This is a genomic window from Pseudomonas sp. MM213, from assembly GCF_020423045.1.
GTDB lineage: Bacteria > Pseudomonadota > Gammaproteobacteria > Pseudomonadales > Pseudomonadaceae > Aquipseudomonas > Aquipseudomonas migulae.
In genome coordinates, this window is record NZ_CP081943.1 from 478119 (window position 1) to 492234 (window position 14116).

The 14116-nt window shown below is 61.5% G+C and carries 13 protein-coding genes; 5 read left to right on the plus strand and 8 right to left on the minus strand.

Going from position 1 to position 14116, the window contains the following annotated elements:
- Positions 1-44: 44 nt before the first annotated feature.
- The 4 genes from K5R88_RS02305 to K5R88_RS02320 all read right to left on the minus strand — a co-directional run bounded on the left by K5R88_RS02305 (position 45) and on the right by K5R88_RS02320 (position 4626).
- On the minus strand, positions 45-1205 hold the full coding sequence (locus K5R88_RS02305; protein WP_008040449.1) for an iron-containing alcohol dehydrogenase: 1161 nt from the start codon (positions 1203-1205) through the stop codon (positions 45-47).
- A 3-nt stretch (positions 1206-1208) separates the two neighbouring features.
- Positions 1209-2600 (minus strand): aldehyde dehydrogenase family protein, encoded by a 1392-nt coding sequence (locus K5R88_RS02310; RefSeq protein WP_226299096.1) that lies wholly within the window; start codon positions 2598-2600, stop codon positions 1209-1211.
- Between the two features lie 7 nt (positions 2601-2607).
- The gene (locus K5R88_RS02315; RefSeq protein ID WP_226299097.1) at positions 2608-3981 is read right to left on the minus strand and encodes a glutamine synthetase family protein; all 1374 of its coding nucleotides are present in this window, start codon (positions 3979-3981) and stop codon (positions 2608-2610) included.
- Positions 3982-4140: 159 nt separating this feature from the next.
- The gene (locus K5R88_RS02320) at positions 4141-4626 is read right to left on the minus strand and encodes an adenosine-specific kinase (protein ID WP_008040446.1); all 486 of its coding nucleotides are present in this window, start codon (positions 4624-4626) and stop codon (positions 4141-4143) included.
- Between the two features lie 185 nt (positions 4627-4811).
- Here K5R88_RS02320 and K5R88_RS02325 point away from each other — a divergent pair, with 185 nt between their 5' ends.
- The 3 genes from K5R88_RS02325 to K5R88_RS02335 all read left to right on the plus strand — a co-directional run bounded on the left by K5R88_RS02325 (position 4812) and on the right by K5R88_RS02335 (position 6778).
- A complete protein-coding gene (locus K5R88_RS02325; protein ID WP_226299098.1) occupies positions 4812-5201 on the plus strand; it encodes a c-type cytochrome in 390 nt (129 codons plus the stop codon).
- Positions 5202-5304: 103 nt separating this feature from the next.
- Positions 5305-6012 carry a TetR/AcrR family transcriptional regulator gene (locus K5R88_RS02330; protein ID WP_008033332.1) on the plus strand — a complete coding sequence of 236 codons (708 nt, stop codon included), beginning with the start codon at positions 5305-5307 and terminating at the stop codon, positions 6010-6012.
- The gene (locus K5R88_RS02335; RefSeq protein ID WP_226299099.1) at positions 6002-6778 is read left to right on the plus strand and encodes a pyrroline-5-carboxylate reductase family protein; all 777 of its coding nucleotides are present in this window, start codon (positions 6002-6004) and stop codon (positions 6776-6778) included. The genes K5R88_RS02330 and K5R88_RS02335 overlap by 11 nt, the downstream gene beginning before the upstream one ends.
- A 45-nt stretch (positions 6779-6823) precedes the next feature.
- Here K5R88_RS02335 and K5R88_RS02340 read toward each other — a convergent pair whose 3' ends face one another.
- A complete protein-coding gene (locus tag K5R88_RS02340; RefSeq protein ID WP_226300306.1) occupies positions 6824-8860 on the minus strand; it encodes an NADH:flavin oxidoreductase in 2037 nt (678 codons plus the stop codon).
- Between the two features lie 320 nt (positions 8861-9180).
- Between K5R88_RS02340 and K5R88_RS02345 the strand changes: the two genes are divergently transcribed.
- A complete protein-coding gene (locus tag K5R88_RS02345; RefSeq protein WP_008033329.1) occupies positions 9181-10086 on the plus strand; it encodes a glycine betaine ABC transporter substrate-binding protein in 906 nt (301 codons plus the stop codon).
- Between the two features lie 24 nt (positions 10087-10110).
- On the opposite strand, the gene K5R88_RS02350 is transcribed toward K5R88_RS02345, so the two are convergent.
- Positions 10111-10677 (minus strand): chorismate mutase, encoded by a 567-nt coding sequence (locus K5R88_RS02350; protein WP_223415688.1) that lies wholly within the window; start codon positions 10675-10677, stop codon positions 10111-10113.
- Between the two features lie 152 nt (positions 10678-10829).
- Positions 10830-11153 carry a hypothetical protein gene (locus K5R88_RS02355; protein WP_223415689.1) on the minus strand — a complete coding sequence of 108 codons (324 nt, stop codon included), beginning with the start codon at positions 11151-11153 and terminating at the stop codon, positions 10830-10832.
- A 469-nt stretch (positions 11154-11622) separates the two neighbouring features.
- Here K5R88_RS02355 and K5R88_RS02360 point away from each other — a divergent pair, with 469 nt between their 5' ends.
- Positions 11623-13281, plus strand: a complete 1659-nt coding sequence (locus K5R88_RS02360; RefSeq protein WP_226299100.1) for a tetratricopeptide repeat protein — start codon at positions 11623-11625, stop codon at positions 13279-13281.
- Between the two features lie 33 nt (positions 13282-13314).
- Here K5R88_RS02360 and K5R88_RS02365 read toward each other — a convergent pair whose 3' ends face one another.
- Entirely contained in the window at positions 13315-14079 is a 765-nt protein-coding gene (locus tag K5R88_RS02365; protein ID WP_226299101.1) for an alpha/beta fold hydrolase, read from the minus strand.
- Positions 14080-14116: the final 37 nt, after the last annotated feature.

The following is a 14116-nucleotide window of genomic DNA, read 5'->3' on the forward strand; positions in this document are numbered from 1 at the left end:
ACCTTGTCGTACTGCTCCTTTTTCCAACCGATACTGCTCTGGATCTAAACGCGGCCGTGATAAGCCGCGTCGAAAATGCTGGCCACACCGAGCTTGGTCAATGGCAGGGGATTGCCGCTGGCCGAGGGATCGACAATCGCCATGTCCGCGATCAGGTCGGCCTGCCGGTCATCCACGCCCAACTCAACCAGCGTGTGCGGCACGCCGATGTCTTTGCGCAGCTTGAGCACGAAGGCCAGAAAACTGTCGAAGCCGGGGGAGGGCAGGCGCAGATAAGCCGCGAGGCGGATGATGCGTTCCTCGATGGCCGGGCGATTGAACTGCAACACATACGGCATGAACGTGGCATTGGTCATGCCGTGATGGGTGTCGTACAGCGCGCCCACCGGATGCGAGAGCGCGTGCATTCCACCGAGGCCTTTCTGGAACGCGGTGGCGCCCATCGCGGCGGCGGCGAGCATGTGTGCGCGCGCTTCGAGGTCCGAAGGTGTGTGCACAGCGCGCACCAGAGCGTTGGCCACCAGGCGCATGCCTTCCACCGCAATGCCGTCGGCCAGCGGGTGAAAACCGGGAGCGCAATACGCCTCCAGGCAATGGGCGAACGCGTCCATGCCGGTGCCGGCGGTGACTTTTGCCGGCATGCCGACGGTGAGTGCCGGATCGCTGATGACCACGCGCGGCATCATTTTCGGGTGGAAGATGATGCGTTTGGTGTGCGTGCGCTCGTCGATGATCACCGCCGCACGGCCGACTTCGGAACCGGTTCCCGCTGTGGTCGGCACGGCAATCACCGGGGCGATGTGGCTGTCGTCGGCTCGGGTCCAATAGTCGCCGATGTCTTCGAAATCCCACACCGGTCGGGTCTGGCCGCTCATGAACGCGATGAGCTTGCCCATGTCCAGGCCGCTGCCACCGCCGAAGGCAACCACGCCATCGTGCTGGCCGGTGCGCCAGGCTTCGAGCCCACCGGCCAGGTTGGCCTCGACCGGATTGGGCTTGAGGTCACAAAACAGCGCGACGCCAAGGCCGGCGGCGCGCAACGCATCCACCGCCGCCGTGGTGATCGCCGCACGCCCCAGGCCGCTGTCGGTGACCAGCAACGGGCGTTGGATACCCTGGCTGCGGCAGATCTCGGCCAGCTCGGCGATGCGCCCGACACCGAAGCGAATGCTGGTGGGGTAGTTCCAGTTTCCAGTCAGGTTCATGGCCTACACCTCGTGGCGCAGATGAAAGGATTTGGCGCGGGTCAGGTGTTCGTAGCCCAGGCGCGACAGGGTGACGCCGCGTCCGCTGTTCTTGACCCCGGTCCAGGCCAGCGCCGGGTCGAGGTAATCGCAGCGGTTCATGAATACGGTGCCGGTGGCGATCTCGTTGCCGAGGCGTTCGGCGGCGGCGAGGTCCTCGGTCCAGATCGACGCGCTGAGTCCGAACTCACTGTCGTTCATCAAGGCGATGGCTTCTTCGTCGCCAGTCACCGGCATGATGCCGACCACAGGGCCGAAGCTTTCGTCGCGCATCACCGACATTTCATGAGTGACGTCCACCAGTACCTGCGGCGCCAGGTAGGCGCTGCCCGGTGCGTCGGCGGGAAACGCCTTCGGATCGATCAGCGCTTTGGCGCCCTCGGCCAGTGCGTCGGCAATCTGTCCGCGAACAAAGTCTGCGGCGGCCGGCGAGACCATCGGACCCAGCGTGGTGGCTTCGTCCAGCGGGTTGCCCAACACGTACTGGCGAGTCAGATCGGCGAAGCGCTCGACGAAGGCGGGATAGATTTTCTCGTCCACATAGATGCGCTCGACCGCACAGCAGCTTTGCCCGGAGTTGAAGAAGCTGCCGTCCACCAGGTTTTCCACGGCGTGTTCGAGATTGGCGTCGACGCGAACGTAGGCCGGGTCTTTGCCGCCGAGCTCCAGGCCCATGCCGATGAAATCCGTGATGGCGGCTTGTTGGACTTGCAGGCCAGCGTCCACCGAACCCGTGAAGTTCACCTGTTGTACGTCGCCAGTGACGATGGCTACTGCGGTACTGGCATGACTGAGCAACAGGTTCTGGAACAACCCTTCAGGCAGATTGGCCCGGCGAAAAGCTTCAGCGAAACGCTCGCCGACCAGCAGGGTTTGCGAGGCGTGTTTGAGGATGACGCTGTTGCCCGCCATCAACGCCGGAATAATCGTGTTGACGGCGGTCAGGTAGGGGTAATTCCACGGGGCGATCACGAGCACCGTACCTAGCGGCTCGCGCTTGATGTAACGCCGAAAACCCGCGACCGGTGCAGGCTCTATGGCTGCAAGCGCTTCGGGCGCAATAGCGATCATGTGCCGGGCTCGCTCTTCGAAACCGCGCAGCTCGCCAGCGCCATAACGCACCGGTCGACCCATTTGCCAGGCCAGCTCCGGCACGATTTCATCTTTCATGGCGAGCATCGCGTCCACAGCGGCACTGCAAAAAGTTGCGCGCTCGCTCAGTGGTCGGCGCTTCCATTGCGCCTGGGCCGTTGCAGCCGCCTCAAGCGCCTGAAGGAGCCGGGCGGTATCTATTTGTTGGCGCTCGACGTACACCCGGCCATCGACCGGAGAAATAAGCTGAATCTTCGCAGTCATGGTGTGCTCAATAGCGCTCGAAGCCGCGCTGCAGTTCCCAGTCGGTGATCCGCCGGTCGTACTCTTTCTGCTCCCACTCGGCGGTGTGCACGTAGTGATCGACCACTTCATCGCCGAACGCCTCGCGCAACATGCTCGACCCCTTGAGGGCGGAGCAGGCATCGCGCAGGGTTTTCGAGACTTCCGGCAAGTGCTCATCGAGGTAGGCATCGCCCTCGAACGGCGCCGCGAGTTCGAGCTTCTCGTCGATCCCGGCCAGGCCCGCCGCGATCAGCGCGGCGAAGGCCAGATAAGGGTTGAGGTCGGCGCCGCCGATGCGGCATTCGATGCGGATGGATTTGCTGCCTTCGGCACACAAACGAAAGCCGGCGGTGCGATTGTCGCGGCTCCATACCGCCCGCGTCGGCGCGAAAGTGCCGGCCTGGAAGCGCTTGTACGAATTGATGTAGGGCGCCAGAAAACAGGTGATGTCGTGGGCGTACTTGAGCTGCCCGGCGACCCAGGCGCGCATCAGTTTCGACATGCCGAACTCGGCTTTGGCGTCGTAGAACAATGGCTTCTTGGCGTTCTTGTCCCACAGCGAATTATGGATATGGCTGCTGGACCCGGCGGCGTCATAGCGCCACTTGGCCATGAACGTAATCGCCTTGCCTTGCAGCTGCGCGATCTCTTTGCAGGCATGCTTGATGATGACGTGGTGGTCGGCCATGGTCATGGCATCGGCGTAACGAATGTTGATTTCTTCCTGGCCGGGGCCCCATTCGCCTTTTGAGTTTTCCACGGGAATGCCCGACGCTTGCAGATGCTTGCGAATCGCCCGCAGCACCGGTTCCTCGCGAGTGGTCTGGAGGATGTTGTAATCCTCGATGTAATGCCCGGCGGTTTTCGGTTGGTGATAGTTGCGCTGGTGGATCGCCTCGTAGCTCTCATCGAACAGGTAGAACTCAAGCTCCGAAGCGAACATGCCGGTGTAGCCCCGTTCACGCAGGCGCTCGACCTGTTTTTTCAGAATTGCCCGCGGGCTGTGGGGCAAGTCCTTGCGATGGTGATGATCGAGCACATCGCAGAGCACCAGCGCCGTGCATTCCAGCCAGGGCACGCGCCGCAGCGTGGACATGTCCGGTTTGAGGACGAAGTCGCCATAGCCTTTGCTCCAACTGGCTGCGGCGTAACCCGGCACCGGTTCCATGTCGATGTCGTCGGCCAGCAGGTAATTGCAGCAGTGGGTTTCTTCGTGGCCGCTGTCGATAAAAAACTCGACCTGGAAGCGCTTGCCCACCAGGCGTCCCTGCATGTCGACCATGCAGACCAATACGGTGTCGATTTCGCCAGCGGCAGCCGCGCGCTTGAGTGCATCAAAGCTGAGGAGGGGCTCGGTCATCACGTCAATCCTGCGTGAAAGGGTTGGGCCTGTCTGAGATAGCTGTTGCAGACGCTCTCCAGAACAACCAAAACCCTGCAGAATCGAGCATCGTGAGCAATAAGCTGATCCAAGCTTAGCCTACTGTTGAAAACTGCAAGTCCTTATGAGCCGCTAAATTCACAGCTTGTAGCCAATCTGCCGCAACAGGTTTTTGCGCCACAGAATGTCTTCGTCGCCTTCAATTTCCTTGGCGCAAAAGCCATCCACCACACCCAGAATCGCGCGTCCCTGTGCTGTCTCGGCGAGCACCACTTCAGTGGGGTTGGCGGTTGCGCAAAAGATCCGGCACACCTCTGGAACCGTCTTGACCGTGTTCAATATGTTCAGCGGGTAGAAGCCGTCACCCAGGAAGATGATGAAGCTGTGCCCGGCGCCGATGGCTTGGGCATTGCTCTGGGCCAGTTTGATCATGGCGGGATCGGTGCCGGACCAGCGCACCATGCATTTGCCCGAGGCTTCGCAAAAAGCCACGCCGAAGCGGATGCCTGGCACTGCGTTGATCAACGCTTCGTGAATGTCCTCGACGGATTTGATGAAGTGGGTCTGGCCCAGGATGAAATTCGTGTCTTGCGGCTTATCGATTTTCTGCGTGATGAGTTGCATCTCGAACACCTCCTTTCACGACGGTGTTGCCAGGGGCTGGCAACCGTTCAAGTCTCACGATTCATTTTAGGAGATTCGCGCCCAGGCCGACGCTTGAGCGACCGGCGCACGTCGGGCGGCGGTAATCGGGTAAGGTAGGCGCGAAAATGCACCGGGTGCGCCGATTGACTTCACTGGAACCGAACATGATGAAAGCTGTAACCCTCACCTTCGTCCTTTCACTGACCGCAGGGGCATTTTGCTCGCCGGCGGCAGCGGCGGGGGATGCTGAGGCCGGGGCGAAACTGTTCACGCGGATCTGCGGCGGCTGTCATCAAGTGGGCGAGTCGGCGCGGGGCGGCTTCGGCCCGCAACTCAATGGCATTTTCGGCCGTCCCTCGGGAAGTGTGACGGACTACCAGTACTCCGACGCGATGAAATCCGCCGGCATTGTCTGGACGCGCGAGACACTGACGGCTTACCTCGAAGCGCCGAAGAAAGTGGTGCCCGGCACCCGGATGATTTTCTGGGGGCTCAGCGATCCGCAGAAGATCGAGGATGTGCTGGCGTACTTGCAGACGTTTCAGCCGCAGTAATCGAATGCGTCGTTGAAATGTACGTCGATGTACATTTTGTGTACGCGCGAGGGCGTGCAGCGTAGAGTGGAGCGACATTTTCAGAACACGGTGGTACCCGAGGATGTCGCAGACAGGAAAGACACGGACCAAGGCACAGGACGCCGGCTGGCGCGGCTCGGTCAATGGCTGGCTGGACGCCGCCTACGATGCCCTCAAGGAATCCGGTGTGGACGCGGTGCGCGTGATGCCGCTGGCCAAGCGGCTGAACCTGTCGCGCACCAGTTTCTATTGGTTCTATGAAGATCGCGAGCAACTGCTGGCGGCGCTCCTGACCCGCTGGCGCGACAAGAACACCGGCGGGCTGATCAGCCAGTGCGAGAGTTACGCCGAAAGCATTTCCGAAGCCATCCTCAACGTTTTCGAATGCTGGGTGAACCCTGAGCTGTTCGACTCGCAGTTCGAGTTTGCCGTGCGCAGTTGGGCGTTGCAGTCCGCCGAGGTGGCCGACGAAATCGCCGCGGCTGACGAGGCGCGGATCAATGCCCTGGCCGGCATGTTTCGCCGGTTCGGCTACGAGACCGACGCCGCCGATGCACGGGCCAGGACGATCTACCTCACGCAGATCGGCTACATCTCGATGAAAACCACTGAGGACATCGTCGTGCGTTTCCGGCGCATTCCGCAGTACGTCACGGTGTTTACCGGCAAGGCACCGAAGCGTCGCGAGCTCGACCGTTTTTTTGGCAAGTTCGGCTACGCGGAAAAAGAGCCGGGTGTTTTCGTGTCGCTGGTCGACACCTTCGAGGAGGCGACGCCCGATGCCGAATAGAACCCTGGGCATCATCGGCGGCACCGGCTGGTTGGGCCGTTCAATCGCTGACGCGGTGCTGGAAAGCGGCTTCATCGCTGCCGATTGCCTGCTGATTTCGAACCGTTCCGGCAGCAGCACGTTCGGGCCAGACGTGCGGGTGCTGGCGGATAACCAGGCGCTGGTTGAACTTAGCGACGTCGTGGTGCTGTCGATCCGCCCGGAGCAATTTCGTGAACTGCAGATCGACGCCCGGGGCAAACGGGTGATTTCACTGATGGCCGGTGTTCCTGCGTCGACCATCAGCGCCGCCACTGGTGCGCAAGTCTTGGTGCGGGCGATGCCGAATGCAGCCGTGGAAATCCGCCAGTCGTACACGCCTTGGTACAACGCCGGTGAGTTGAGCGAACAGGACCGCGAGTGGGTGCAACGACTTTTTGAATGCGTCGGTTCGGCGGACGAAGTGCCCAATGAGGATTGCATCGATTACCTCAGTGCACTGTCCGGCACCGGGCCTGCTTTCCCGGCCATGCTTTACAGGGCGCTGGTTGAATCGGCGGTGGTCGCGGGGATTCCCGAGGCGATCGCACAACGTGCCGCGCACGGCGTGGTGGTGGGTGGCGGTCAGCTACTGGCCAGCCGCGATCCCCTGCAAATGATCGACGCCCTCATGGCTTATCGCGGTGTGACGGCAGCGGCGTTGCAGTCGATGGCTGATCAACATATCGACGCCATCGTGGGCCAGGCTGTGCAGGCCGGTGCGGCTGTCGCCCGACGCGGGATGTAAAAAAAAGAGGGAGCAAAAGCTCCCTCGATTGATGCTTGGCGAGGTTCAGATTTCCTTCACCAATCGCAAGGCATCGTAGATCGCCGCATGCGTGTTGCGGGCCGCCACGGCGTCACCGATCCTGAACAGCTGGAAACGCCCTTGAGGGTTGGTGACGATGTGCTGCGCGTGACCGGCAATCAGGTCGTGCTGTTCCACCGCGCCGCCATTGCTTGAGTGAGGGCGAAGATCGAAATACAGGTCGTCCAGCGGCAGCGTGCCGTGGTTGACCACGACCTGATCGACGACACGCTGTTTGTTGACCTTGCCGTAGTCGCTGCCGAAGGTCGCGACCAGCTTGCCATCGCGCTTTTCCACCGACTCGACGCGGTACGTGACGGTAAAAGTGACGTCGAGGTCTTGCAGGCTGCGCATGTAGGGCACCAGGTTCATCGCCATCACTTCCGGCGCAAACGCACGGTCGGGCGTGACGATCTCCACGGTCGCGCCGCTTTGTGCGATGACTTCGGCAGCCTGCAAGGCGGCATGGTCGCCGGCATCATCGAAAATCAGCACGTTGCGGCCAGGCTTGATGTCGCCGGAAATAATGTCCCAGGTCGACACCACCAGTTCGTTGCCTCGGGCAAGGACCTCGGTGTCGGGCAGGCCTCCGGTCGCGACGATGACCACGTCCGGCTCGTGGGCCAGCACGGTGTCGGCTTCCGCCCAGGTGTTGAAGTGAAACTTCACGCCAAGGCGCTCGCACTGCGCCATTCGCCAGTCGATGATGCCGATCATTTCGCGGCGGCGTTCGTTCAGGGACGTCAGCCGGATCTGCCCGCCGGGCCGGTCCGCCGCCTCCAGCACAGTGACGTCGTGGCCGCGCTCGCCAGCCACCCGTGCAGCTTCCAGCCCGGCGGGGCCGGTGCCGATGATCAGCACTTTGCGTTGGCGCGGCGCCTTGGGGATTTCGTGGGGCATGGTGGTTTCGCGACCGGTCGCCGCGTTGTGTATGCAGTAGGCGGCGCCGCCCTGATAGATCCGGTCCAGGCAATAGTTCGCGCCTACGCAAGGGCGGATGTCTTCCTCGCGCTTCTCGATGATCTTGCGCACGATATGCGGATCGGTCATGTGCGCGCGGGTCATGCCCACCATGTCGACCTTGCCCGAGGCAATCGCGTAGCGCGCCGTGGCGACGTCGGGAATCTTCGCCGCGTGGAAGGTCGGGAAACCCGTCGAGGCGCGGATCTCACCGGCGAAATCAAGGTGCGGTGAGTTGCGCATGCCCTGGATCGGGATGACATCAGTCAGGCCCGCGTCGGTGTCGATATGGCCGCGCACCACGTTGAGGAAATCGATCAGCCCGCTGTCCTTGAGCATGTGCGACACCTGCATCCCTTCACTGGCGTTGAAGCCGCCCGGCAGCGTTTCGTCGCCGGTGTAGCGCACACCCAGCAGGAAGTTTTCGCCGACACGCTGGCGAATCCCGCGCAGGATGTCGAAGGTAAAGCGCATGCGGTTTTCCAGCGAGCCGCCATAAGGGCCGTCGAGATCGTTGGTCAGCGGCGACCAGAACTGATCCATCAAATGCCCGTAGGCCTGCAATTCGAGGCCGTCCATGCCGGCGGCCTGCATGCGTTCGGCCGCGTCCACGTAGTCCTTGATGATCCGCTCGATGTCCCAGTCTTCCATCTTCTTGGGGAACGAGCGGTGCGACGCCTCGCGACGGTGCGAAGGCGAGACCACGGGCAACCAGTCGGCCTTGTCCCAGCGAGTGCGCCGGCCCAGGTGGGTCAACTGGATCATGACCGCGGCGCCATGTTCGTGGCATTCATCGGTCAGGTCCTTGAGCCATCCGACCACTTCGTCCTTGTAGGCCAGCACGTTGTTGAACACCGGCGGGCTGTCCCGGGAGACCGCCGCCGAGCCTGCCGTCATGGTCAGGGCAACCCCGGCCTTGGCGCGCTCGACGTGGTAGGCGCGATACAGCGCCTGGGGCATGCCGTCGATAGGGTAGGCCGGCTCGTGCGCCGTGGTCATGATCCGGTTTCTGAGGGTCAGGTGCTTGATCTTGTAGGGTTGCAGCAAGGGATCGCTGGACATCGTGGTGCGCTCCAAAGTGGGCTTCATCAGGCTCGGCGACTTGAAATTAGGATAAATGTACATAGGTGTCAATTGCTCATGACACACGTGTACATTTTTCTTGCGCAACACAAAAGTCACCGATAAGATCAGGCTCGAAAGGGTGCAGAGGAGCTACCGGACAGTCGTGCCTGGCACGATGTGAAAAAGGATTGCGAGGGATTCGGTGGAGAAGGGCTGTGCTGCCCGAATTCGAAGCAGCGAAGACTGCACTGTTCACGACCGTAAGGCCGTTCAAACGAAGACAACCTGCCTATCACCGTAAAATAGGAAGACGCCTGATGAACGCTCATTCGTATCGAAAAACAGCCTGTGCCTGCCTGTTCGGACTGGCGCTTGGAACCCACGCGGCGCTGACTCAGGCGGCGGAACAGCAACCTGTGCGCATTGGCTGGGTCAACTGGTCCGACACCGAAATCACCGTCAAGCTCGCCACCACCGCGTTGCAGGAACATCTAAAACAACCGGTGAAACTGGTGATGGCCGACATCGGCATTCAGTTCCAGGCCCTGGCCAATGGCAATATCGACCTCATCCCGATGGTCTGGCTGCCGAGTACTCACAAGGCGTTCTACGACAAATACAAGGATCGGCTCGAAGACCTCGGCGTGCTCTATGAAGGACGTATCGGCATGACGGTGCCGACCTCGGTGCCGATCAGCGAAGTGGCGAGCGTAGAGGACCTGAACAAACCGCAGGTCAGGGAAAAGCTCGACGGCAAGATCCTCACGTCCGAGGTCGGCAACGGCCAGTACAAGCTCACGGTCAAGGCCATCGAGGAGTACAAGCTCGACGGTTACAAGCTGGTGGCCTCATCGGAATCCGGCATGCTCAACGAGTTGGACCGTAACCTCAAACGCGGCAAATGGTCGTTGGTCAATGCCTGGAGTCCGCACTGGATGTTCTCCAAATATCCGCTGCGCTATCTGGATGATCCCAAGAAGATCTTTGGCGGCGCCGAGCAGATTCACGCCATGGCGCGCAAGGGTTTCAGCCAGGAGTATCCGGAAGTGGCGTACTTCTTCGCCCACTACTCGATCCCTCAGGCTGATCTCGAAGCGTTGATGATGCAGGCGCGCCAAAGCTCTTCCGACCAGGCCGTCGCCGCTTATTACGCCGCCAACAAGCCCCGTTTCGAAGCGATGTTCGAGAAGGGCGCGCAGAGTGTCAGCAGTCGCCAGCCTTGAGTGCACTGGCAGACGGCAGGTGACTCATCGACCGATGATGCACAAATCCCCGGTGGCGCGGATCAATGCCTGGCCATGCAGGCCATCCTTGATCAGCGCCGACCGCTCTTTGGCCAGCCACTGGGCGCAGTTCGGATCTTTGCGATAAGGCGCGAAATCGGCGTAGTGCTGCAGCAGGCGGTTTTGCAGCTCATCCAGCTGTGGCCGGATTTGATTGGCAAGGTCCGGCCGCGGTACATCAGGCGCGTTGCCTGCCGCTTGCCATTGCGCGAGCAGTCCGTATTGCACCAGTTTGCTGGCTTCTATCTGCGCCGCGAGCAACTCGGCGACCTCGTCCGGGTCGAGTTTGCGCGAACCCGCCTGCTTCCTGGCGTTGTCGATGACTTGTGCTTCCCGGGCGCTGTCCTGGATCGGTTTGTGGCTGTCCCATTTGGTCAGCGCCACCAGATCAGCAATGTTCAGGCGTTCGTTTATCGTCACCAGCAGCGGTTGCAAACTGGCGGGCGCCGGGGAGGGCGTGCCGGCTTGTGCGCCGCAAGCGAGTAAACCGGACAGGGCGCAGGTCAGCAGCAGGCGTGGGGAGAAAAACATGGGCAACCTCATTGGATACGGGACTCGCAATCAGGAGCTATGTATCACAGGTGTGCCAGTGGCATTAAGGGGGAGCTGATTTTATTTGTGCACGAAAAAGCCCGGCGGGTCAGGCCGGGCTTCTTTTTGAGTACCGCGGTAGGGTTATTCATTCATACGGCGCGGCTTTCGATCAGACGGTCGGAGCCACCTTCGGCGACGCGGTTTTCGATCAGACGGTCGGAACCACCTTCGGCAACGCGGTTTTCGATCAGACGGTCGGAGCCACCTTCGGCAACGCGGTTTTCGATCAGACGGTCGGAACCACCTTCGGCAACGCGGTTTTCGATCAAACGATCCGAACCACCCTCAGCCACACGACTTTCAATCAGACGATCCGAGCCGCCTTCAGCGACAACCGGGTGAGCAGAAGAAGCGGCGAAAGCGTTAACTGCAAAAACCGAGAAAGCGATGCTGAGGAAGAGTTGGCGTTTCATGGTGGTGTGCTCCGGGGTGTAGTTGTTTGGTATGGAGCTGATGTTACGCCGCACAGTTTTTAAGAGAACTTCATTGAGTTGATGGTGACTATCGACGCCGGCAATGGTTTGCCAATGATGCGAAAGGGCGTCTGGGCGCATGCCTGCTCAAGGGCAGACCGGTCAGACACCACACCCAACTGTAGGAGCCGGCTTGCTGCGGGCGGCGTTCCGACGATGGAGTGTCAGTCGACAATTCTTTAGCTGACACACCATCGTCGGAACGCCGCCCGCAGCAAGCCGGCTCCTACAGGATCTCGGGTGAGCGGAATATCCGGGGAAACCCATGGCGCCAGCCTGTCGTCGGCTGCACCGCCCGGCCGGAGCAGCCGGGGTATGCTGGATCTCCCGAACTATCGACGGTCTCCGGCAAGTCAGGCCGTGAGGCATTTTCTGCGAGGTTCCAGGCTCTGATCGAGAGGGTAAACCGATGCACGACTATTACGATTTGGGCACCTACAGCCGCCCCGTAACGACGCGTTCGCCACAGGCTCAGCTTTGGTTCGACCGCGGATTATTGTGGTGCTACGGCTACAACCACGATGAGTCCATCCGCTGTTTCCGCAAGGCGATCGAACACGACCGCGATTGCGCGATGGCCTACTGGGGAATCGCCTATGCCAGCGGCCCCAACTACAACAAGCGCTGGGACGCGTTTATCGAACAGGAGCTGAAAGACGCCGTCGCTCAGGCCCGACTGGCGACGCGTACTGCGCTGGCGCATTGCGACGGTGCCAAACCGGTGGAACAAGCGCTGATCCGGGCGCTTGAGCAACGCTATCAGGCCGACGCTGCCGACAGTGTTGAACAACTATTCACCTGGAACGATGCCTACGCGGCGTCAATGCGCGATGTCTATAAAGCCTTTCCCGACGATCCCGATGTGGCGGCGCTGTTTGCCGAAGCCTTGATTGACCGCACACCCTGGCTGTTGTGGGATCTGAAAACCGGTGAACCCGCGCCGGGCGCCGACACCCTCGAAGCGCTGGCTGTGCTGGAGCAGGCACTGGGCGGTGCGCCACACCCCGGCGTGCTGCACATGTACGTCCACACCCTGGAAATGTCACCCCATCCCGAACGCGCGTTGCGCGCCGCCGATGTTCTGCGCGACCTGGTGCCGGACGCCGGGCACCTGCGTCACATGCCGTCGCACATAGACGTGCTCTGCGGCGATTACCGTGGGGCCATGAACACCAATAGCCAAGCGATCCTGGCCGACCGCAAATTCCTGGAGCGGGAAGGGCCGCTCAACTTCTACACCCTGTATCGATGCCACAACTACCACTTCAAACTCTACTCGGCGATGTTCCTCGGGCAATACCAACCGGCGCTGGACGCCGCCGAAGAGCTGATGTCGACCATCAAGGAAGAACTGCTGCGCGTCGAGCAACCGCCCATGGCCGACTGGCTGGAAAGCTTCGTGTCAATGAAGGTGCATGTGCAGATCCGCTTCGGCAAATGGCAGGACATCCTCGCCACTCCATTACCCAATGACCAGGAACTGTACTGCGTGACCACCGCGATGCTGCATTACGCCAGAGGCGTGGCGCACGCGGCCAACGGGCATATCGCCGCCGCGCAAGCCGAACAACGGCTGTTCATCAATGCGCTGACCCGCGTGCCGCCAACGCGTTACCTCTTCAACAATCAATGCACCGACATTTTGGCGGTGGCCGGCGCCATGCTGCATGGGGAAATCGAGTACCGCAAAGGCAACTACGACAGCGCGTTCGCTCACCTGCGCGAGGCGCAGTCACTGGACGACAACCTGCCGTACGACGAGCCTTGGGGCTGGATGCAACCGGTGCGACACGCGCTGGGTGCGCTGCTGCTGGAGCAGGGTCGGGTGGAAGAAGCCTTGCAGGCCTACCGGGCCGATCTGGGGCTGGACGACACGCTGAGCCGTGCGTCCTGGCATCTGGACAATGTCTGGAGCCTCCACGGTTATGTGGAGTGCCTGAAACGCTTGGGGCGGGACGCCGAAGCCGCGGCGGCGCGAACCCGCCTCGATCTGGCCATGGCGCGGGCCGATGTGGAAATCACCGCCTCCTGTTTTTGCCGTGTCGGGGCGCGCTGCTGTCAGGGCTAAGCCCCCTGATAACGGGCGTCACGACGCCCGTTTTCAGGCATCGAGAAACGCGTCGATCATCGGCACCAGCCATTCGGTGCGCGTGGTCACCTGCATGTGATCGGTGCCGGGGAGCACGGCAAGCTGCGCGTGTGCCAGGCACCGGAACATCTGCACGGCATGTTCGGGGCGGATGACGTCCGCATCGCCGACCACCACCAGCGTCGGCGCGGTGATGCGGCGGATATCGTCGTCGGGGATGTCCTTGAAATCGCGCATGCGCTGGGCTGCCTTGTCATGCATCAGCCGCAGATTACCGGGCTGCGGCGCGACCTTGAGGTACGCCTCCTGCAACTCTGGCGGCATGTTCTCCAGCGTGGCGTTGGCCATCGCTTCCCAGAGCCACGGATAGGCGCCGTCACGATTGACCAGCGCCGACGCCGCCACGATTTTGCGCACGAGGTCCGGATGCCTGATCGCCACCTGCAAGGCGATGGTGCCGCCATTGCTGAAACCGAACAGGTCCGCTCGCCCGATGTGCAGATACGCGAGCAGTGCCGCCGTGTCGTCCGCGGATTGCTCGAAGCTGAACGGACGGTCGACGATGTCTGCTGTGTGCCCATAACCCTGTTGTTCAATGGCAATGACCTGACGCTCAGCCGCCAGCACCGGCAGGATCTGACCGAATGAGGTTTCAAGGGTGTCGCCACCGCCATGCAGCAGGACGAGGGGCGGTCGCGTGGGGTGCGCTGCGCCGTGAATCTCGAAATAGATCCGTAGCCCGTTGACGGGGGCGTAGCCGGTTTTGCGCTGATTCATGGCGGGTTCTCCGCGTATTTGAGGGTTTGCAGGCTGG

Bases quoted from the DNA above. Each gene is read 5' to 3' on its own strand.
- K5R88_RS02305 (WP_008040449.1), bottom strand. From the start codon at position 1,205: ATGAACCTGACTGGAAACTGGAACTACCCCACCAGCATTCGCTTCGGT.
- K5R88_RS02310 (WP_226299096.1), bottom strand. From the start codon at position 2,600: ATGACTGCGAAGATTCAGCTTATTTCTCCGGTCGATGGCCGGGTGTAC.
- K5R88_RS02315 (WP_226299097.1), bottom strand. From the start codon at position 3,981: ATGACCGAGCCCCTCCTCAGCTTTGATGCACTCAAGCGCGCGGCTGCC.
- K5R88_RS02320 (WP_008040446.1), bottom strand. From the start codon at position 4,626: ATGCAACTCATCACGCAGAAAATCGATAAGCCGCAAGACACGAATTTC.
- K5R88_RS02325 (WP_226299098.1), top strand. From the start codon at position 4,812: ATGATGAAAGCTGTAACCCTCACCTTCGTCCTTTCACTGACCGCAGGG.
- K5R88_RS02330 (WP_008033332.1), top strand. From the start codon at position 5,305: ATGTCGCAGACAGGAAAGACACGGACCAAGGCACAGGACGCCGGCTGG.
- K5R88_RS02335 (WP_226299099.1), top strand. From the start codon at position 6,002: ATGCCGAATAGAACCCTGGGCATCATCGGCGGCACCGGCTGGTTGGGC.
- K5R88_RS02340 (WP_226300306.1), bottom strand. From the start codon at position 8,860: ATGTCCAGCGATCCCTTGCTGCAACCCTACAAGATCAAGCACCTGACC.
- K5R88_RS02345 (WP_008033329.1), top strand. From the start codon at position 9,181: ATGAACGCTCATTCGTATCGAAAAACAGCCTGTGCCTGCCTGTTCGGA.
- K5R88_RS02350 (WP_223415688.1), bottom strand. From the start codon at position 10,677: ATGTTTTTCTCCCCACGCCTGCTGCTGACCTGCGCCCTGTCCGGTTTA.
- K5R88_RS02355 (WP_223415689.1), bottom strand. From the start codon at position 11,153: ATGAAACGCCAACTCTTCCTCAGCATCGCTTTCTCGGTTTTTGCAGTT.
- K5R88_RS02360 (WP_226299100.1), top strand. From the start codon at position 11,623: ATGCACGACTATTACGATTTGGGCACCTACAGCCGCCCCGTAACGACG.
- K5R88_RS02365 (WP_226299101.1), bottom strand. From the start codon at position 14,079: ATGAATCAGCGCAAAACCGGCTACGCCCCCGTCAACGGGCTACGGATC.